Here is a 20,969-nt window from a genome sequence, read left to right on the forward strand (position 1 = left end):
CTCTCTTCCGCTCAAATCGCTCGTCATGTCCCGACGGGCAAAGGTACCTCCGTGGAGAAGACCTCGAACGTGAACAAGTCGAGAACGCGAACCCACACGAGCCGTCCGCCGTCGTAGAAGCACCGTCTCTCCGAACCGTTGCTCGTTAACCGCTCGAACCTCTGGACCGACGTCGAGACCCGGATAGATCGCGTTTGTGAGTTCCCGCAGGCATGGAGAGCAACCGGGCCGCGACAATCCGAACTTAGGTCCTAGCTGACCAGTTGCTTGAACCTCGGGCTTCCGCGCAGATTCTCAAAGTCATTCTCGTCTAGGGCACGTTCCGAAAGGGTAGGATCAAGCTCGATGGCTTTGCCAAGGTCCGACAAAGAGTCGTCAAGCTTTCCGAGTCTCGATTCAAAACACGCCCTGTTGTAGTATGCGAAGTCAGCCTTCGGCTCCAGAACTAGGATCTCGTTGCAAATCGAAATGGCTTTCTCCTGATCTCCGCTCCGACTCAGCACCATTGCCTTGAGATTCATCAGGCCCAGATTCATCGGATCCGCCGCTAGAAGCCCTTCAATAATTGAAGACGCATCATCCAGTCTGCTCAATTCATAGAGAGCGATTGCCTTTTCCTCAAGGGCTTCCATATGTTGGGGGGCGTTTTCGAGGACCTCCTCGAAACACTGGAGGGCGTCTTCATGCCTCCCCAATCTCAAATAGCATGTTCCCTTGAGCAATATAGCGTCATGGTCGTCAGGCTCTAGTGCCAAAGCTCTTTCGAACGAGGCGATCGCACTATCATAGTTCCCGGTGTTGAGGAGAGCCCGCCCCCGGTTGTCCCAGGCGCTCCAGACTTCAGGACCCAAGTCCACCGCCTTTTGAAGACATTCGAGAGCGTTCCCGAAATTCCCCAGGTGTATGAGGGTCCTGCCTCTCTGCTCCCAGGCAACGGGCAACCGGGGCCTGATTTCTGTCCATTTCTCAAAACACTTCAGCGCATTCTGGTAGTCCTGCCTCTGGAAGAATGCTAATCCCTTGTTCGCCCAGGCAATCTCCGAGTTTGGATTCATGCGGATAGCCTCGTCGTATTTTGCCTGCGCAACCTTGAAGTCTCCCTTCTCCTTTAGAGCGTTCGCTTCCGTGGTTATCTGAACTTCATCTCTCAACAGGATTTCGATGCCCAGAACGAGCAGCTTGGTCCTCAGCGATTCTATGTTCTTGCTGATTGCGGAAAGGTGTGCCTGGTCCTTGACTGTGGCTTGAATGACGAACCCGGTTTTCAGCCAATCTACGTTTACACGAAATCTGATTGAGCTGGGGTCGCCAAGGTAGAACCGGCTTTCCATTTCAGCCGGCGTAAATGAAAACACAGTAACCCATTCGCCGGGCTTCACCTCCTTGGAGCGGAACTTTCCGCCGAAAATTACTCTCTTTGCCTTGGTTCTTTTCGGGCCCTGCAACAGGACCTCAGCGTCGAATCTGACGTTTGTTTCGTACTCCGGCAGGTCTTTCAGAAAGACATGAGTGAGTTTGGTCTCGACGTTCGCGTCAATCTGGTCAGGAATTCCAAACTGAAATTCCGTAATGCCTTTCGAAAAGGCGAAGTATTTCAGATACAGAACATCAAACTGGCCACCGGAGAAGCTAAGCTTTCTTTCTCCGTCCTCGGTGATTCCCTTTCCTATAAGTTCCTCAATAATCGCACCATAAAAGGAAACCTGGTTGCTCAGTTGTTCTAGTGGATGACGGTCGATTTCGGAGAGCACCATGAAGCGGGATAATTGTTCGGTAGTTGCCGATGGACATTCCAAACTTGCCAAGAGGGCCTTTAGCTGGTCCGGATAACAGCGGCGCACAATGTCGGCGACCTTGTAGCCTCCTCCTTCTCTGAGACGATCCAACTCGATCAGCACATTGTCGAGGACCCCTACATCGAGGGCTATTTGTGGCGTCGAGGCCTCCTTGTGTTTCTTGTACATATAGTGCGAGATGAGCTGGACTTCGTATGGATTTCCACCGGTGATCATGTGGATTTCCGCGACGCTCCCCAAGTTCACAAGTTGCTTCTCTTCCTCGGAGAGAGGCTTCAGAATGCACTCCTTTGTCTCTTCAAGGCTGGCGAAGTTGCCGACGCCTATCCTCTTGAAGAATCTCGGTATCGGCGAGAACACTTCGCTAATCGCCGGGAACATGCTCTCCGTCCCCGCGAAGACTAGCATGTAGCCGTCTATGTCGCTGAAAGTGTTTCTCAGTTTCTGCAACACTGTTTCGTTCTTTGACAGGAGATCGCACTCGTCGAACAGCAGTGCTATCGCTGGGATTTCGTGCTTCTTGGCTTCTTCCCAGAGCCTCTTGAGATCGTGGACAAGGACTTGCTGCGACAAGGTGCCCTCGTTGTTCTTCTTCACACCTATATAGGCCGTACCGAAGAGTAGAGGAATTTCCACGTTTGCATCGAGCATGTCCACAATCTTTCTGAATTGCTTGTAAACCTTGCCGCCGAGGCCCTCAAACATCCCAAGCTCCGCCCCGTTCGTCATGATTCCATCGATGACTTCCTTGAACAGAATCACCTCATTGCTGGAAGACTCCGCGTTGAGGGAGACCTTGACCACGAGGATGCCCTTCTTCTTGGCGAGGTGCTCGATGACGTTGAGAAGGCTCGTCTTTCCGGCGGCTCTTGCACCAATCATGGCAAGATTATGGAACACTGGTCGCTCGCCACGAGACAGCTCGAGATAGTACTCGATCTCAGCCAGCTCCTTCTGTCTGCCCGCAAACAGCTCGGGATTCCTCACTGGCTTTGTAAAATCGTAGGGATTGGCGAAGGATTGGCTCACAAGAAAATGTATGGTCGCTGAAGGTTAAATCCTTTCCACGGGATGCCGGAAGGCGCCGGGCTCCCCGGCCTAGAGGAACTTTTCTCTCCAGACTCACATGTCCGGGGCCGCGGGGGCCGCGGGCTCCGAGGGGGCTGCGCGTCGGCCGCGGAATAGGGACGGCAGGATCGCAATCGTGTTGAGCCCCGCCAGCCAGAGGTACGTCGTCCGGATGCCCTGCGCGAAGAGGAGGCGCTCCGCAGAGGAAATCGCGCCGGGGTCCCCGGACGACAGGATCTGCGTCACGAGGTCGTACCGCACGGTGAAGGTCAGGATGAGGATCGCGAGGTTCAGGCTCACGGTGTATCCGACGTTGAAGAACGTCGCGCGGAACCCGGACGCGATGCCGCGCCGCTCCGGCGGGACGGAGCCCATGATCGAGCTGATGTTCGGCGACGCGAAGAACCCCAGCCCGGCCCCAAACAGCATGATGTAGACGACGAGGTGGGAGTACGGGGTGGAGGCGTCCGTCGTCGAGAAGAAGTACAGGGAGAGGCTGATCGCCGCCAATCCGGTCGTCGTGAAAGGAACGTGGCCGTACTTGTCCGAGAGGCGACCACTCAGGGGGCCGCACGCGAGGGTCGCGACGTCCATCGGGAGGATGAGGACGCCGGCGGTGAGGGGGCTCAGCCCGAGGACGAGCTGGAAGTACAAGCTGAGGAGGAGCAGGACCGCACCGAAGGCGATCGCGTTCAGGAGCTGGGCGACGACGCCGCCCGTGAACTCCCGAATGCGGAGCAGGCGTAGGTCCAGAAGCGGATGCGGGTTCCGGCGCTCGACGTACGCGAAGACGCCGAGGCTCGCGAAGGAGACGGCGAAGAGCGCGCCGACGATCCGCGCCTCCCCGACGCCGTACGCGGCGAGGGTGAGGGCGAGCAGGAGGGCCAGGATGAAGCCGGTGAAGCTCACGAACCCGGCCCAGTCGATCGGCGCGCCGCGGTCGAGCTTCGCGATCTCCCGCAGCCGGAAGTGCGCCCACGCGGTCCCGAAGATCCCAATCGGGACGTTCACATAGAAGAGGGCCCGCCAATCGAGGATCGATAGGATGATGCCGCTCACGGTGAGGCCGGCCATGGAGCCCATCCGGAACGCGACCTGGTTGATCCCCAGAGCTAGTCCCAGTTCGTCGGCGGGCGTCGCGTCCACGATCATCGCAGCGCTGTTCGTGAAGAGAATCGCGGAACCGAGGCCCTGTAGCGTCCGGAACCCAATCACCATCGCCGGATCCGTGGCGAGGCTCGTCAGGAGCGAGCCGACGGTGAAGACTGCGAAGCCGCTCGTGTAGAGCTTCACGCGGCCGACGATGTCGGAGATCCGGCCGATGAGCAGCAGGGCGACCGTGCTCCCGAGGACGTACGCCTGGGTGATCCAGATCGCCTGCTCCGCGTCCGCGCCCAAGCTCGCGGCGACGCTCGGGAGGCCGACGATGACGATGCGCGAGTCGAGGCCCGCCATGAGGACGCCGACGATCGTGACCGTCAGGACCGTCCACTTGTACTCGATCCGAACCGCCTCCGTCCGCTGACGTGTAAGACCCGATTCGCGCGGGCTTCCGGGTTGGCGCGCGACGAAGCGACCGGGCTACCTGAACTTTCCTATTCGGCGCCGGTGACAACGCGGCGCCGCGAGCCGGTCAGGCCACGCTGACGCTCTGGATCGGATGGTGGCGGGCGATCAGATCGCGCGAAACGCGCAGATTGCGGCCCTCTTTGCCGATCGCCCGACCCTTCTTCGTGGCCTCGACGGTCACGGTCGCGTGGGTGATGTCCCCGCGTTGCTCGAGCTGCACGGACTTGACGTCGTAATTGCGGAAGACGTTCGCGACGAACTTGTCGGGCTGGTCGGAGTACTCGACGACGTGGATGTCCTTGTTCATGAGTCGCTTCAACTTCGCGATGTTCTCGCCCTTCTTCCCGATCGCCTTGCCGATGTCGCCTTCCTTGACGACGAAGATGAGCTTGTCGCCCGCGTCGACGCAGTCGACGACGGTCGTGCGGGTGAGATCTTGGAAGAGAGCGACGTACCTGATCGTCTGCTCGTCGAAAACGATCTCTGCCATGCGAATCCTAGACGCTCAGGATGTTCGACTCCCCGGGGCTGATGACCGCGACGGCGGCGACGGAGAACGGCACGCCGCATGCGGCCCCGAGGTCGACGTTCGTCCCGGAGAACCGGAACGTCCGGACTTCGCCGAGGGCGTCCGCCGCAGCCTCCGGGCAGTTGGACGCGAGGACCACGAGCTTCGCTGCCTTCGCTTTCGTCGCGCGACGGACCTCCCGCAAGCCGAACCGGACGTCGCCCGTGTCCGTGGCGACGCGCAGCGCTCGGGAAATGTCGATCACGGGACGACCTCCTCGATCGGTTCTTCCGACTCCGCGGCCGGCGGAGGCGCCGGCGGCACCGCGGGCTTCACCTTCGGCACGGTGGCGGCCTTCGGCAATCCCGCCGGAGGCTTGTAGACCAAGTTCACGGCGCCGGTGCCGAGCGTCACGGGCTGGCCCACGATGACGTTCTCCGCGACGCCGTCCAGGTAGTCGACTTCGCCGGTGATCGCCGCCCGCAGGAGATGGTGCGCCGTAATCTCGAAGGCGGCGCGGGCGAGCACGGAGGACTTGCGGCCGGAGATGCCGTGGCGGCCGATCGCCTTCACGTCGCCGTCGTTCGTCATCATGTCCGACACGAGCATGATGTGGCGAATGTCGACGGTCAGGCCTTGCTCCTGCAGCGTGTTGTACGCCTCATTGACGATTGCGTTCCGGGCGGCCTCGATCCCGAGGACCTCGTAGATCTCCTGAATCGAGTTCGTCGTCGTCCTCGACGCGTCGACGTACGGGAGTTCGAGGATCTTCGAGAGGTTCGATCCCTCCGTGTAGATGACGTACCCGTCTCCGCGTTTTCTGATGATCGCCCGCTGGATCCCGTCGATCCCTTTGATCTTCATCGTGCGGACTTGCTCGACGAGCCGCTGGAGCTTCTTGAACGACGGCTCGCCCGCTTCGACGACGAGCGCTCTCGTCTTTCGCTCCGCGTTCCCGACCTGGCGCTTGACCTCCTCGACTTCTCCGAACTTCTTCATCTTCTCTTCGAGCTCGGTCCACGTCACCCCGCGGACCTTCATCCGGTGCTCGTCCGGATACGCGAGGACCCGCATGTTCACGAGATCCGTCTCGATCGACGCGATGTCCTCCATCGACGTCATCTCGATCTCGGTCGCGATCTTTCGCATCTTCTCGAGGTCGTTGTGACCGGTCTTGACGAACAACTCCATGATCGGCGTGGACGGCACGCGCCGCGCATCGACGATCTCGATGAGCCGCGGCAGGCCGAGCGTGACGTTCATCTCGGCGACGCCCGCATAGTGGAACGTCCGCATGGTGTTGTGCGTGACGACGCCCTCCGCGGTGGTGAAAGTCTCGAGCCCGGGCACCGACAAGTCGTAGACGGGCATCGCGGGAGGGGGAACGTTCTCGATTTCGACGATTTCGTCCCACAGCACGTCCTCGTCGACGAGGGCGCGGAGTTGTCTCAACTCGGCGTCGACGCGAATCCCGAGTTCCTCGGCACGTGCCGCGAATCGTTCGATGTAACGTGCGAGCGTCGCGCGTCCAATATGTTGGCGGCGCGTGAAATTGTTTACGTAGCGCGTTGGGATGTGGAGCTTCCGCGCAAGGTGTCGCAGGACGGGTCCAAACCCGCTGACCATGTCGACCGCGTCGTATGAGTACCGTCCGCGTGGCCGGGCGCAGAGCCAATCGAGGTGCTCCCGTTTCTCCTCCGATTCGAAGCCGATGGCATCTCGGAACGCGGGGGCGTATCGGGCGGGGATCGAGAGGGTCGTCTGGCGACCTTGGACGCCCTTCGTCGACACGATCCCGAAGCGGGCGAGGAGGAGGGCCACCCCGTCGAGGAGCTCCATCGAATTTGAGCTCGCGCGGATCGCGCCGCGGTCGACAGATACGTTGCCGTCCCCCTCGAAGTAGGCCCGGAGGAGCGCGGCGACGCACGCCTCGGTCGCACCGAACATGAAGTCCGGAATCCGCTTGTGCTCCGAACCGGTGCCGCACGAGGACCGGAGGAACTCCGCGAGGACGACGGATCGAAGGTGTACGTCGTGGCCCGGCGCGAAGCCTCGGTCGTTATCATACTCGGCGTATCGCACGCCGAGTCCATCCGCCACGGACCGAGTCCTGCGAAGGAACGGCTCGTTCGTGTTCGAGATGTTCACGTAGTACCGGGCGGCCCAGCCTTCGGAGAGATAGGCGCCCAGGAGCCACCCGACCGAAGCGTCGAGGGAGAGCTTCTCGGGGACCCTTGCGCGGCTATGGTTTTGGAAGGGGTATGTGTACCCGTCGTCGATGTCGAACTCTCCCCTGCCACGGAGTTGGCGCGAGAGGGCGTCGAGACCGACCGGCACGATGAAATCCCGGCCGAAGCCTCGTCGCCACGAGCGACCCATGGCCCTCGCCTTCGCGACCTCGCTCCCGTACCAAAAGCGGTCTCGAGGGAGAATCTCACGGAGCTCGAGGCAGTCGGCCGGGGAAGGCACAGACCACCGTCGGACCACAGGGACGCGATCGCCCCGCCGCAGCTCGTGGCCGAGAACGGGGACAAGGCGTCCCTCGCGTCGGCTGATGAACGAATGGTTCGCGGTGGCGGTGACATCCCGGCCGGATCGGGTCCGGATCCGGAGGAGCCCCTCCCTGTGGACGTGGCGGCTCGCGGAGCGCACGGGCTTCCACACGACCTTGCCGTCTTCGGTGAGGCTCGGCACCTCAATCGAGGCGCCGTGCGGAAGGTCGCACCACTCGGTCGGGCCTTCGCGGGCAACGCTCCAGCGGCCCATCAGTCCGTCCACGAATGGACCGATTGGGACCACGCGCACGCGACCCGCCTCGCGTACGATGATCCTCTCCTCGTACGGGATGCTCATCTGGGTGCCCGGTTCGCCGATCGACTGGGCGGACACGATCCCCGCCGATTCGTTCGCGTCGATCGCGTGGAGGTCGAACTTCTCGCAGATTTTCGTGAGGACCTCGTTGAGCCGCTTTTTCGACAGCTTGAGGCCGTGGATCTTCTTCGCGACTTCGCTCACGACGGATCGCGGGAGCCATCGGCCGATCTCCTTGAGCCCATCGGCGACCTCCTGCTCCCCCGACGTCAGCGGAGGCGCCTTCACCGGAATCGTGAGGGCCGCCTCGGGCTCCGCCTCGGCGGCTTTCGCGGCGGCCTTGCCGCCGCGCGGGGCCGCCTTCGCCCGCTCCTTCTTCGGAGCGGGCTTCGGCTCCGGGGGAACGGCCCCGAGCTTTTTGAGGACCTTCTCCGCCTCCTTCTTTGAGATGAACTTCGTGAGCCGGTCGATCTTCGAGCCGGCGAGCTTGTCGAAAGTGAAGCCGGCATCGGCCAAGAGCTCCGCCGTCTTCTTCGAAATCCCGCGGTTGCGCAAAGCCTGGACCGTCGCGGCGCGTGCCATGATCACTCCTCCGAGGGAGGCTCTTCCTCCTCCACCTCGACCTCTTCCTCCGTGATCTCGACGTACATGTCTTTTTCCGTGAGGCCGTACGAGGCCATCTCCTGCTCTCGCAGGCGTTCCTTCCACGACGGCTCCTCGCCGAGGACCTCCTGGAGGATGTCGTCGATGTCGACCGCACGGCCCTGGACGCTGCGGCTCGGATCGACGCCGTCCTCGCCGAATCGGAACTGGATGATCGTGTCCGCCGTGTTCCGGACCGTGCCGTCTTCCTTGACCTTGAGGTCCTCGAGGGCGTTAATCAGACGGCGCTGCATGTAGCCCGACCGGGATGTCCGCACGGCGGTGTCGACCAGCCCCTCCCGCCCGCCCATCGCGTGGAAGAAGTACTCCGTCGGATGGAGGCCGCTCTTGTACGACGACTTGACGAACCCTTTCGCCTCCGCCCCGAGGTCGCCCTTCTTGAAGTGAGGCAGGGTGCGGTTCCAGTAACCCCGACTTAGGCGCTCACCGCGGACCGCCTGCTGACCAATCGACCCGGCCATCTGCGACAAGTTCAGCATCGAACCGCGCGCCCCGGACCTCGCCATGATGACCGCGCTGTTCTCGATCCCGAGGTGCTTCCCCGCGATCTGGCCGGCCTGGTCGCGTGCGCGTCCAAGGATCTTCATCGCCTCGACCTCGAGCGTCTCCTCGAGGGATCGGCCGGGCATCTGCTCGAGCTCCCCGCGCTTGTACGATTCCACGAGGCCTTCGACTTTCTCAATCGCCGCCTTGAGGACGTCCGCAATCTGCTTCTTCGCCTCTTCAGGGATGTCCTCGTCGTCGATGCCGGTGGTGAAGCCCCGGATCATGATCGCCCCGATCGCCATCTTCGTCGCCTTGTCGATGAACACCCGCGCGGCGTCCGGGCCGTAGTCTCGGGCGAGCTTGTCCAGGATCTTCCCCTTGAATGCGCCCACCGCGTTCTCGTCGATCGTCCCGGAGCTGATCACGCCCTCCTTGATGACGACGAGGGAGTCCTCCTCCTTCAGCTCTCTGAGCCCGATGTCGCCCTTCGGCGCGATCGACGACTTGAACGTCATGCTCAGATCCTTCGGGAGGATCGCGGAGAACAACGCCTTCCCGGACCAGAACTCCTCGCCCCCTCGCTTGACGTCGGCGGGCGGAAGGTCGCGGATGTCGATCTTGCTCAGGATGTACGTGACCTCCTCCCGCGTGAACTTGCTGTCCTTGTGCGTCAGGAGGAAGGACCCGGTGATATGGTCGTGGATGCCGCCGATCACGGGGCCGCCGAACCGCGGGGAGAGGATGTGCTCCTGGACCCGCATGAGGACGCGGGCCTCGGCGCGGGCTTCCTCGCTTTGCAGGACGTGCAGGTTCATCTCGTCGCCGTCGAAGTCAGCGTTATACGGAGGACAGACGGCCAGATTGAAGCGGAACGTCTTGTGCAACATCACGCGGACCTCGTGGGCCATCATCGACATCCGGTGCAGCGACGGCTGCCGGTTGAACAGGACGATGTCGCCGTCGACGAGCTGCCGCTCGACCGTGTAGCCGAGCTCGACCGCCTCCGCGACGACCTCCGCGTTCTTCTCCGTCACCCGGATCCGGCGCCCGTCCGGCCGGATCACGTAATTCACGCCGGGGACGTACTCCCCGAGTGGTCCGAGGGGCGTCGGGCCCCGCTTGACCCACTGCTTGACGATCTCCGCGTTGTACGTCTGCACGTGGACCGGGACGGTCAGTTCGCGGGCCGCCTCGACCGGCACGCCGACCTCGTTGATCGACAGGATCGGATCGGGCGAGATGACCGTGCGCGCGCTGAAGTTGACCCGCTTTCCGGAGAGGTTCGAACGGAACCGGCCCTCCTTTCCTTTCAGGCGTTGGACGAGGGTCTTCAGCGGCCGGCCGGAACGATGGCGAGCGGGCGGGATCCCGGACGTCTGGTTGTCGAAGTACGTGGTGATGTGGTACTGCAGCAGTTCCCAGAGGTCTTCGACGATGAGCTGCGGCGCGCCCGCGTCGCGGTTCTCTCGGAGCCGCTGGTTGATCCGCAGGACGTCGACGAGCTTGTGCGTGAGGTCGTCCTCGGACCGATCGCCGCTCTCCAGAGTGATCGACGGCCGCACCGTCACGGGCGGGACGAGCAACGCCGTGAGGACCATCCACTCCGGCCGCGCGACCTCGGGGTTCATCCCGAGGACGCGGAGGTCCTCGTTCGGGATCCGCTCGAGCCGCTCGCGCACCTCTTTCGGCGTGAGCTTGTGCCCGTCCTCGCGGAACGTCGTCGGCTTATCGAGGGTGACCTTGCCCTGCTCTTCGCCGCAGTGCGGACAGCGCTGTCGCTTCTGCGCCTCCCGCGCGGTCTCCTTCGTGACGAAGCCGATGTCCGTGACGTCGCCGCCTAGCTCCTCCACTTGGTCCATCTCCGCCATGTACTCCATCGCCTGTTGGCGGGTGAGGAGCAGGCGCCCGCACTTCCGACACGTTGCCTGCAGCAGCTTCTTGATGTCCTTCACGTAGCCGACGTGGATCACGGGCATCGCGAGGTCGATGTGGCCGAAGTGGCCGGGGCAGTCGTCGACTTTGCCGCCGCACGTCTTGCACCGCAAGCCCGGCTCGATGACGCCGAGATGAGAGTCCATCAAGCCCATGTCGATCGGGAAACCGTCGTCGTCGTACGTGTCCGCGGTGATGATTTTCGTCGCCGACATCCGGCGGATCTCGTCCGGGCTCAGCAAGGCGAACTTGATCGACGCGATCCGCTTCGTGACGCCTCGCATCGACATCATCGCATGTCCTCCAGTTGCAGCCGCATGACGACGCCCAGGGACAGGAGTTCGTCGAGGAGGAGCTTGAACGCGTACGACGTCTGCACGGGATAGATCTTCGACGTGTTGTCGTCGACGGGGCAACGCAGGTTCCCCTTGCGGTCCTTGATCGCGAAGTGGCCGCAATCCGGGTTCCCGCAGACGTACTGGATCGTCCCGTCGGACTCGTCGAGCAGGCGGTCCTTGATCACCATCGAGGCGCCGTGGCCGATCAGGCAGTCCCGTTCCATCTCGCCGAACCGCAGGCCGCCCTGCCGGGACCGGCCTTCCGTCGGCTGGCGCGTGAGGATCTGCACGGGACCGCGGCTGCGGACGTGCAACTTGCCGGAGACCATATGGTGGAGCTTCTGGTAGTAGATCACGCCGATGAAGATCTCCGCGGGGATCATGCGGCCCGTCCGTCCGTCGTAGAGGATCTCCTTCCCGTTCGACCGGAATCCGTTGTCCTCGAGGGCCTTGCGAAGCGCCTCCTCCCGCTCCCCGCTGAACGGGGTGCCGTCGATCGGGCGGCCTTCGAGGGAGCCGACCTTGCCGCCGATCTGCTCTAGGACGTGGGCGACGGTCATCCGCGAGGGAATCGCGTGCGGGTTGATGATCAGGTCCGGGATGATCCCCTGGGCCGTGAAGGGCATGTCCTCTTGCGGCGCGATCAGGCCGATGACGCCTTTCTGTCCGTGCCGCGAGGCGAACTTGTCCCCGAGCTCGGGCACCCGGAGGTCGCGCACCTTGACCTTCGCGAGCTTCGAGCCGTTCTCGCTCTCCGTGAGCATGACGGAGTCGACCCAGCCGCTCTCCCCGTGGCGCACCGTGACCGACGTCTCGCGGCGTTTCTGCGGCGTTAGGAAGTCCGTCTCCTCCTCGAGGAATCGGGGCGGGCTCGTCTTGCCGATCAGGACGTCGCCGCCGGTGACGACTACCTCCGGCGAGATGAGGCCGTCATCCGGCGTGAGGTTGGCGTACGACAGGTCGGCCCGCGCCCCGCGGACGTCGGGCGAGGGGATCTCGAAGTGGTCCTCCTGGCCGCCCGGGTACCGGCGTTCCTCCGCACGGTACGTCCGCATGAAGGACGACCGCCCGAGGCCGCGGTCGATCGAAGCCCCGTTCATCACGATCGCATCTTCCATGTTGTATCCGTAGTACGACATGACGGCCACGACGAAGTTCTGGCCCGCGGGACGCTCGTTGAACGACACGTGCTTCATCGAGTCCGTCTGGACGAGCGGCTGCTCCGGATAGTGCAGGAGATGGCTCCGGGTGTCGGGGCGGGACCGGTAGTTGCTCGAGCCGAGCCCGAGCGACTGCTTCGCCATCCCCGCCCCCATCGTGACCCGGGGCGAGGAGTTGTGCTCCGGGTACGGGACCACGCCGGACGCGACGCCGAGGATGACCTCCGGGTCCGCCTCGAGGTGGGTCGTCTCCTTCGTAATCGCGGACCGCACGCGGAACGTCTTGTGGCAGTACTTGCACTCGAGATCGGACTCGTCGTCGCGGCTCCCCATGTTTATCCACGTGACGTCGTTGCGGCTCAGGGGGTGCTTGCACTCCTTGCAGCGGCTCGGCACGTCGTAGGGATAGATGGCGATGAAGGTGTCTTCTTCCTCTTCCGCATCGATCCACTCGACGATCCCGTTGCGGACGAGGTCGGAGAACCGGAGTCGGCCCATCTTCAGTTCGTCGACGTGCTTCCTTGAGAAGACGAGGTGGCCGTCCTTCACGACCAGGAGCGGGCGGCGGATGCGGCCCTCGTCGCAGTTGATGATGATCTCCCCCATGTTCTCGTCGAAACGGACGTTGACCTCGTGGCTCAGGAGCCCGCTGCGCCGTCGCTCCCGGATCTCCGAGACGAGCATCTTCGGGTCTTCGTGGAGGCCGACGAGGTCCCCGTTCACGTAGACGCGGGTGAGCTGCGTCTGCTGTCCTTTCACCTGCTTCGTGCCGAGGTCGGCGAGGAGCAGCTTGACCTCCTCTTCCGGGAAGCCTTCGGAGACGTCGATGACGAGGGCCAAGTTTTTTACTAACCCGCAATTTTGCCCCTCGGGGGTCTCATTTGGACATAGACGCCCCCATTGAGTCGGATGCAGGTCGCGAGCCTCGAAGTGCGGCTGTGACCGCGTCAGGGGCGAGGTCACGCGCCGCAGGTGGCTCAGGGCGCTCATGTTAGACGTTCGATCTAGGAGCTGGCTCACGCCCGCGCGGCCGCCGACCCAGTTCCCCGTCGCGAGCGCATGGAGCAGCCGCTGCGTCAGCAAGTCCGGCCGGATCGCGGACGAGATCTTGAGTTCGCGGCGCCGCGCGTAGGACCGCTCGAGCTGGTACTTCAGGTCCTTCACGAGGTTCGCGAACGCGACGCGGAACAGATCCTCCATGAGGTCGCCCGCGAGCTTGAGCCGCTTGTTCGCGTAGTGGTCCTTGTCATCCTCCCGCCGTCCACCCAAGGACAGCTCGAGGACCGTGCGGGCGACGCGCCCGAGGAAGATCGCCTTCTTGATGCGATCCTCGCGGGTGTCGCCCAGGTGGGGGAGAAGGCTGCGGTCGAGGATTGACTCGACCTTCTTGATGCGGTACTCCTTCGCCTGGCCGGTAGCGAACTTCTTCTCGAGGTAACTGATCGCGTCGTCCCGCGTGAAGATGCCGTTCGGCGGGTAGTTCTTCTTGTTCTGACACTCTTCGATGTTCGCGTAGACGATATTTGCCATCTCGGGCGCGGAGACGATCGCGTTGTAGATGTCCTCGTCCTTCTCCATGCCGAGCGACTTCATCAGGATGATCAGGGGAATCTGGCCCGAGGCGGTCGGCACGCTCACGATGAGCTGGCCGTCTTTCTTCTTCTCCATCAGGGTGAGGGCGCGGTACCCCTCCTTCTGGGAGAAGACCTTGGCGACCTCGACCTTGCGGCCGTACCGCTCGTTGAACTCGACGAGCACCCGGTTTGGCGCGAGGTCCTCGAGCGAAATCAACGCGCGCTCGGTGCCGCCGATGATGAAGTAGCCGCCAGGATCGAACGGATCCTCCCCCAGCTCGATGAGCTTTCGGCGGTACTCGTCCTGGTTGAGCTCGCCCTCCGTCTCCATGTTCTCTTTGTAGAGCAAGCAGCGTTTTGACTTCGCCATGATCGGGAAGTTCCCGATGTGGACGCGCTCGGGCTCCCGCTCGATGCCGTTCTCGATGACTGTGAAGTCTAGGTAGATCGGCGCGGTGTAGTTCAGATTCCGCTGGCGGGCCTCCATGGGCGTGAGCGGATGCGTGGCGCCATTCGCCTCCTTGACGACGGGCAGGCCGAGCGTGATCGTCGGCTTCGCCTCGAGGTCGATCCGTCCGCGGTCGTCGCGCTTCCGGCCAATCCGGATCTCGATGACGTCGCCTTCCGTCCGGTCTTCGTCGAGCTTAATGATCCCGCGTCGTTCGTCCTCCGGCGCGGAGCGGAGGTTGTCGACGATCCGCTGCATCCGAGAGTTCGGGTTGTCGATCGTCGGCAGGAAGTCGTTGAACGACGCGATGTGATGGTTCACGATGGAGCGTTCTCGGAAGAACGCGTCAATCAAGTCTCGCATGTCTTACCTCCCGATCACCAGTCGGTACGCTTCCGAAACGCCTGCCGTGCCGCTCACCCGAACCACGCGGATGATTCGCCCCTCGCTGATGGGCCCTTCGATCTTCTCGAGCACCTGGATCACCGGATCGCTCTTCCGGATCTTTGGGAGCTGGTCGCGCGTGATCTTCAACGCCTTCAAAACGCGCTCCGCCTCTTCCTCCGCGACGAGCCGATGCTCTGGAACGAGTTGATGCTCCAATACGTTAAACCTCAAGGGAGGTCCTCCCTGGGCGACCGTTTTGCACCTGGCATGTCACGCGCGCGCGAGCCGTACGGGCCCGCGGGGACTTTCGGGGCCCCGCGCGGTCCGCAGGGCCCGTTCGAACCCCGGACCACCCGGTCTCTTCCCGCTCTCCGACGAGCGAAGGCGGCTAAAAGCCGGATGCTCTTTCTAGGGACGGTTCCATCGCCATCCTACCTAGCTGAGCTACGGGCCCTCCGGCTGGCGGCGGCGACATGCGACCGTTCGCCTAATCGAGCCATCGTATTAAAGTTTGCGGTGATGGACAGGTGAACCGCAGCGGGCGCAGGAACGTGCGATAATCATGTTCTGGATAGAATAAAAGTCGGCCCGAGCGCAATGTTTTATACGGCAACTCCATCCCAACCGTCGTGATCCGGGCCGAGAGCCGCTGCACCTCCTGCGGGGCCGTCCTCGTAGGGAAGGGCACGACCGTGTTCCTCTGCCCGAGCTGCGGCCAAGGAAGAATCGGGCGCTGCGCGCGGTGTCGCGACCAGTCCGTCGGCTACCGCTGCCCGGTTTGTTCGTTCGTCGGCCCATGAGGTGCCCGATGGGCTCCGTCGCGATCACCTTTCGGATCATGCCCGATGACGCGGAGACGGACATCGAAGGGATCAAATCCCGCGTCCGGACGAGCCTGGCCGGTTCCCTCCGCGATCTTCGCGAAGAGCCGGTGGCGTTCGGGCTGAAGGCGGTCCTCGCCGTCGCGGTCGTGAGCGATTCCGGCGGCACCGAGGCGCTCGAACAGGCGCTCGCCTCGATCCCGGGAGTCGGCAGCGTCGAGACCGTCGACGTCACCCTCGTGTGACCACTACTCGGGCCTCGAAGGCGTCGTCCTTATCCGGGAATCCCGCCTTCCCGGCCGTCGTCCACGTATCGGGGAGACAATCCGAGTGACTCCCGGAACGACCCCGCGTCGATTCTCGCGGAACGACGCCGTTGCCGCGATTGCCTCATTCCCGATCGGGGTCGTCGCCGGCGTGACGGGAGTCGGTGGAGGGGAGTACCGGGCCCCGGTCCTCCTCGCCCTGTTGCGGAACGTCCGTTCGACGATCGCAGGCAACCTATTGGCGGGCGTGATCGTCTCGGCCGCCGTCGTGGTCTTCCGGGGAGCGTTGTTCCAGCCGAGCGACACGTTGTTCCTCGCCGCGACCATGATCGTGACGTCGGTCCCCGGCGCGTATTTCGGGGCGCTCCTCGCCGGCCGGACCCCTGCCAAGTGGCTCAAAATCTTGCTTGCAGGAATCCTCACCGCGACGGCCCTCCGTCTTCTCCTATTCGAGTCGACGGGGTCGGGCCCGTACCCGTTCGAAGCGAAGCAGGCCGCGATGGCGCTGCTCGCCGGTTTCGCGATCGGCGTGGTCTCCGGCCTCGTGGGCGTCGCGGGCGGGGAATACCGCATTCCGGCACTCATCCTGATTTTCGGGCTGCCGGCGAGCGTCGCGGGGACGATCAGCTCCCTCGTCGCGCTACCCATGCAATTGGCGGGCTTCTGGAAACACCGACGGCTCGGGCAAGCCTCCCCAACCGCCTCTCGCCTTGGAGCGATCATGGGCGGCACCGGCATCGGAGGCGTCGCAGTGGGCGTCGCCCTTCTCCATCGGACGAGTGATGCGATCGTGACGGCCCTCTTGGCCGTCGTCATGCTCATTGCCGCCGCTCGTATCGCATGGGAGTCGCGGAGGCCCGACCGCGAGGAATCGCCCGCCCCGGCGGCTAAGCCCCCTTCCGTAGGATGAGGACCGGACACTTGGCGAGCTTGACGATCCGGTCCTCCACCGGACTCAAAGCGAACTTGCGGAGTCCGCCGGGGGACGTCGCGCGAATCATCAACAACGACGCCTCCGCGCTCTCCCGCAACGCCTCGGACTCCCACTGGGTCGAATAGACGACTTTCGGTTCGACGTACGCCCCCCGTTCCCGCGCGCGTCCTTCGAATCTCGCGCTGTCGAGCTTCAGACGCTCCGCCTCGGCCGGATCGCTCGCCAAGCAGACGACCTCGAGGACCGGGGAGCCGTCTTCCGCGAGGAGGAGGGCGAGGTCGTCGACGCCCTCGAGGCTCCAGATGGGGCTCGTCAGGATGACGATCCGTCGGAGCGGGCGGCGCCAGCCCTGCGTCTTGAAGACGAGCACATCGCAAGGGGCGTTCTCAATCAGGTAGTCGATGTTGCTCCCGAGGACCCGCCGATCGCCCTCGATCCGCGCGCCGCGCCACCCCATGATGAGGAGGTTCACCGCCTCCTCGCGGATCGTGTCCAGGATGATCTCATACACCTTGTGCCCGATCTTCACGACGGGCCGCGTGTCGACGCCGAGCCCTTCGCCGATCCGGGCGAGCGCTTGGAGTCCGCGGATGCGTTCGTCGACGAATCCGAACCGGATCGCCTTCGGAGGGAGGTTCCGCGGGATCTCGACGACGTGCAGGAGGCTCAGCTCCCCGTTGCGCGCGCGGGCCACTCGCGCTCCCAGGTCGACAAGCGTCCGGTCCTCGAACTCCCGGAGGGGGAGGAAGACGCGGTACCGCTCGAGCTCGACCCGCTCCTCTCCGGTCGTGAGGATGTCGTGGACCTCCGTTGCGGCGGCGCGCGGGGTCGAAGAGAGTTGCGGTCGGCGACGCCCGACGAACCGATGATAGGCGAGGCCAATCGCAAGCCAGAGCGCTCCGAGGCCGACGGCCAGCTCTCCCGGCGGGATCGGCGAATCCGCCATCGCCGGGAAGTTCCAAAGCGTCGCGCCGAGGGCGAGGTTGAGCGCGATCGCGAGCATCGGGACGGCGGGGACGAACGGCACGCGAAATCCCGGCCCGCTCCGACGCTCCCGTCGGCGGAGCGCGATGACGGACGCGTGGACGAAAGCGAAGAGGCCCAGGAACGCGAGGCTCGCGAGGACCGCAATCGTCTCGACGGTCAGGAAGACGAGCACGCCGGCACCGAGCACCGTGAACGCAACCGCCGCGGGGGGAACCTCCCGACCGCCGATCCGCGCGAAGACGGCCGGGAGGAGGCGATCGCGGGCCAGGCTGAACGACGTCTTGATGGCGGACGACAGATGGGCGTCGAGGGCACCGTACATCGAGACGATCCCGATGAGCAGGAACGCGACCCGGATGTACGGCTGCCCGAGGAAGTCTGGGTTGCGGATGCTGACCAGGACGAGATCCTCCGAACCGCCGCGGCACGCGTTGCAGACCGGCCAGCCGGCGACTGCGTCATGGGCGTTCCCGAGGATCGCGACGAGGAAGGCCGCGTACACGAGGGACGAAAGCAGGAGCGCGAGGAAGATCCCGCGGGGCACGGTCAGCTCGGGTCGCTTCACCTGGGAGCCGAGTTGGGCGACCACCTCGAATCCCTGGAACGCGATGAAGAGCACGCCCGCGCCGAGGACGAGGTCGAGGGAGCTCGGAGAGGCGGACAGCGTTTTCGCGGGGAGGACCGAAGCGAGCCCGAACGCCGCAAGCGCGACGATGAGGAGGACCTTCGCGAGAGTCAGCCGTCCGAGTGCCCGGACGGGCAGGTGGACGCGGGCGAAATGAAGGACCGCGGACAGCGCGAGGACCGCCAAGGCGACGAGCCCCACCTGGATCGGGTTCGGTCCGAAGAACGATTCGACGCTCGATGGAAGAACGAGTTCGAGCAGGAATACACCGAGGCCCAGCGCCCCGAGCGACGTGGCGGCCATGTGCGCCCCCCACGAGAGCCAGCCGCTCAGGAAGCCCGCGGGGGACGGCAAGGCGCTCCGCACCCAGACGTACGCGCCGCCGGATGCATCGGGTCGGCCCGAGGCGAGTTCCGCGTACGACATCCCGGCGAGGATCGCGACGAGCGCGGCGATCGCGAGGCTCAGGAGGACGAACGGGCCCGCGACGGTGTACGCGGCACCGACGAGCAGGAAGATGGCGGCGCCGACCATGGCCCCGACGGCGCCCATCGTGACGTCGAAGAGCCCGAGGTCCCGCGTGACGCGGACGCGGACGGAACCGGACCCGGGTCCATGGGAGGACACGAGGGGCGGAGAAAGCCTGGGATACTTGAGCCTATGGAGGAGCGGTATGGCAACGGGTTGGCCGCAGGCTCCTGCCCTCCGTTCGAAACCGCGCTACATATCGGACTTCGAGGCGGTCTGCGCGATCGTCTCGCCGAGCGTGCGGAACACGAGTTCGACGTTATCGCCGGATTTCGCGGAACTGAAGAAGTACGGTGCGTCGAACGCTTCCGTGGCCTGTTTCACCTGCTCCTCGCCGAACGCGGCCTGGTCTTTCAGGTCCATCTTGTTGATCGCGAACGTGACGGGGATCTCGCCGACCGTCCGGAACACGGACTCGACCCAAGAGTCGAGATCTTCCAACGTGTCGTACCGCGTGACGTCCGCCACGGCGAGGATTCCTTGCGCCCCGTGGAAGTAAGCTTCGCGCAGCAGCTCGCGGAACCCTTTCGACCCCATGATGTCCCAGATCGTCATGTCCATCTGGACCGGGTTGGCTCCCTTCGGGGCGAGGGCGAGTTCCTTCTTCGATACCTTCGCCCCAAGCGTCACGATGTACCGGTCGTCGTACTCGTTGAGCACGTACCGCTTGATGAGCGAGGTCTTGCCGACCGCGTGCTCCCCGACGAGGCAGACTTTCACCTTCATCCGACGCGGTTCCATCATCTCGGACCCTCGGAGGACAGCGGAAAATCCTCCGGTGTTCGCGGCATTTGCTACGCTCTATATAGTCATTGCCGCAAGATTCGCGCGGGAGCTTTTTTCGCAACCGAGAGACGCAACGATTGAAATAACGACGCAGGAATGCGGCGGCGTGGACGCGTTCGCGGCGACGCGATTCGCGGTCGGCTCTGGGTGCCTGGTCGTCGCGGCCGCCTCGGACCTCCGGACGCGCCGCGTGCGGGATCCCCTTTGGATCGGCCTCGGGACGTTCGGCCTCGTGCTCCTCGGGGCCGAGCTCGCGGGCGCCGAATCCCCGTGGACCGCGTGGTCGCTGCTCGGCTCGGCGGCGATCCTGTTCTACACCGTTTTCCTTGGGAGGCCGCTCTTCGACGTCGATGGATTCCACCCGAGGCCGATTCGGATCCTCCTGTTCTTCATCGCGGCGGCCCTGTTCTTCGTCCCCCTCGGGACGGGGACGGGCACCTCCGGTGGACCGCCCTTGGGAGAACTCGCCTCGATGCCGGTTGTCGTCGTCGTGTACCAGCTGTTCTATCGGATTCGGCTCCTCCACGGGGGCGCGGACACGAAAGGACTCATCGCCCTCACCCTGCTGATCCCGTCGTACCCCGACGCGCGCCCGTTCCCCCTCGTGATGACCGACCCGCGGATGGAGTCGATCCTCCGGCTCGCCTTCCCCTTCTCCCTCGTCGTGTGGGTCGACGCCGCGATCGTAACCCTCGCCGTCCCGCTCGGGATGCTGCTCTACAACGCAATCCGGAGGGACCTCGCGCTTCCGCAGGCGTTCCTGGGATTCCGCGCGCTCCTGGAGCATCCACCCCGCCATGCGTGGCTCATGGAGCGGATCACGGACGGCGGCGAGCACGTCCTCGTCCTCTTCCCGAGGCGAGGCGGGGATTCGGCCGCCGAAGTCGCCAAGCTCCGGGCGCGCGGCATCAAACGCGTGTGGTTCGCGCTGCAAATCCCGTTCATGGTCCCTCTGTTCGTCGGATTGCTCCTCGCCTTCGTCGTGGGGAACCTTCTCGTCGGCGTCTTGGGCCTCCTCGGGTGAGACCGTGATCACCGACGGTGGGAGTCGCCATGGCGAGGCATCGCGGGAATCCAAGCACCTCATCGAAATGCTGATATATCCCGCGGTCCCTCGGCGGGTCAGCAGTGGTTTGACGGTCAAAGCGGCGGGGATACACCCGGTCCCATCCCGAACCCGGAAGTTAAGCCCGCCCACGTTCCCTGCGGTACTACGGTGCGCGAGCCCGTGGGAAGCCTGCCCTCCTTTGAGGAGGGCTTGGGCCGGCGACCTAGGTACGCT

14 protein-coding genes, 1 tRNA gene and 1 rRNA gene are annotated in these 20,969 nt (G+C 64.0%); 5 read left to right on the top strand and 11 right to left on the bottom strand.

The window, feature by feature from the left end; genetic code table 11:
- Positions 1–251: 251 nt before the first annotated feature.
- From VF992_06230 to VF992_06270, 9 genes are all read right to left on the bottom strand, one after another.
- Positions 252–2,825 (bottom strand): tetratricopeptide repeat protein, encoded by a 2,574-nt coding sequence (locus tag VF992_06230; GenBank protein ID HEX9340753.1) that lies wholly within the window; start codon positions 2,823–2,825, stop codon positions 252–254.
- Positions 2,826–2,918: 93 nt separating this feature from the next.
- The gene (locus VF992_06235; protein ID HEX9340754.1) at positions 2,919–4,319 is read right to left on the bottom strand and encodes an MFS transporter; all 1,401 of its coding nucleotides are present in this window, start codon (positions 4,317–4,319) and stop codon (positions 2,919–2,921) included.
- 178 nt (positions 4,320–4,497) lie between these two features.
- Positions 4,498–4,923 carry a NusA-like transcription termination signal-binding factor gene (locus VF992_06240; protein ID HEX9340755.1) on the bottom strand — a complete coding sequence of 142 codons (426 nt, stop codon included), beginning with the start codon at positions 4,921–4,923 and terminating at the stop codon, positions 4,498–4,500.
- Positions 4,924–4,930: 7 nt separating this feature from the next.
- The gene (locus VF992_06245; protein HEX9340756.1) at positions 4,931–5,206 is read right to left on the bottom strand and encodes a 50S ribosomal protein L30e; all 276 of its coding nucleotides are present in this window, start codon (positions 5,204–5,206) and stop codon (positions 4,931–4,933) included.
- Entirely contained in the window at positions 5,203–8,334 is a 3,132-nt protein-coding gene (locus tag VF992_06250; protein ID HEX9340757.1) for a DNA-directed RNA polymerase subunit A'', read from the bottom strand. The genes VF992_06245 and VF992_06250 overlap by 4 nt, the downstream gene beginning before the upstream one ends.
- A gap of 2 nt (positions 8,335–8,336) precedes the next feature.
- The gene (locus VF992_06255) at positions 8,337–11,123 is read right to left on the bottom strand and encodes a DNA-directed RNA polymerase subunit A' (protein ID HEX9340758.1); all 2,787 of its coding nucleotides are present in this window, start codon (positions 11,121–11,123) and stop codon (positions 8,337–8,339) included.
- Complete coding sequence (locus VF992_06260) at positions 11,123–14,716, bottom strand: DNA-directed RNA polymerase subunit B (protein HEX9340759.1); 3,594 nt, start codon at positions 14,714–14,716, stop codon at positions 11,123–11,125. Before VF992_06260 ends, VF992_06255 begins: the two co-directional genes overlap by 1 nt.
- 3 nt (positions 14,717–14,719) lie before the next feature.
- A complete protein-coding gene (locus VF992_06265) occupies positions 14,720–14,971 on the bottom strand; it encodes a DNA-directed RNA polymerase subunit H (GenBank protein ID HEX9340760.1) in 252 nt (83 codons plus the stop codon).
- 59 nt (positions 14,972–15,030) lie between these two features.
- Positions 15,031–15,194: transfer RNA gene (locus VF992_06270), tRNA-Lys, on the bottom strand.
- A 175-nt stretch (positions 15,195–15,369) separates the two neighbouring features.
- Here VF992_06270 and VF992_06275 point away from each other — a divergent pair.
- The 3 genes from VF992_06275 (at position 15,370) to VF992_06285 (ending at position 16,737) form a co-directional block, all read left to right on the top strand.
- Positions 15,370–15,540: a zinc finger domain-containing protein gene (locus VF992_06275; GenBank protein ID HEX9340761.1), complete on the top strand. Its 171-nt coding sequence runs from the start codon at positions 15,370–15,372 to the stop codon at positions 15,538–15,540.
- Positions 15,541–15,548: 8 nt separating this feature from the next.
- Complete coding sequence (locus VF992_06280) at positions 15,549–15,806, top strand: elongation factor 1-beta (GenBank protein HEX9340762.1); 258 nt, start codon at positions 15,549–15,551, stop codon at positions 15,804–15,806.
- Between the two features lie 85 nt (positions 15,807–15,891).
- Positions 15,892–16,737: a sulfite exporter TauE/SafE family protein gene (locus VF992_06285; GenBank protein HEX9340763.1), complete on the top strand. Its 846-nt coding sequence runs from the start codon at positions 15,892–15,894 to the stop codon at positions 16,735–16,737.
- Here VF992_06285 and VF992_06290 read toward each other — a convergent pair.
- Positions 16,715–19,000, bottom strand: a complete 2,286-nt coding sequence (locus tag VF992_06290) for an amino acid permease (protein ID HEX9340764.1) — start codon at positions 18,998–19,000, stop codon at positions 16,715–16,717. The two genes, VF992_06285 and VF992_06290, sit on opposite strands and share 23 nt — an antisense overlap.
- A gap of 93 nt (positions 19,001–19,093) precedes the next feature.
- On the bottom strand, positions 19,094–19,645 hold the full coding sequence (locus VF992_06295; GenBank protein HEX9340765.1) for a Rab family GTPase: 552 nt from the start codon (positions 19,643–19,645) through the stop codon (positions 19,094–19,096).
- 148 nt (positions 19,646–19,793) lie between these two features.
- Here VF992_06295 and VF992_06300 point away from each other — a divergent pair, with 148 nt between their 5' ends.
- Both VF992_06300 and rrf read left to right on the top strand, forming a co-directional pair.
- Positions 19,794–20,711, top strand: a complete 918-nt coding sequence (locus VF992_06300) for a prepilin peptidase (GenBank protein ID HEX9340766.1) — start codon at positions 19,794–19,796, stop codon at positions 20,709–20,711.
- Between the two features lie 108 nt (positions 20,712–20,819).
- Positions 20,820–20,940: ribosomal RNA gene (gene rrf / locus VF992_06305) — 5S ribosomal RNA — on the top strand.
- Positions 20,941–20,969 lie beyond the last annotated feature (29 nt).

The organism is Thermoplasmata archaeon (assembly GCA_036395115.1).
GTDB lineage: Archaea > Thermoplasmatota > Thermoplasmata > RBG-16-68-12 > RBG-16-68-12 > RBG-16-68-12.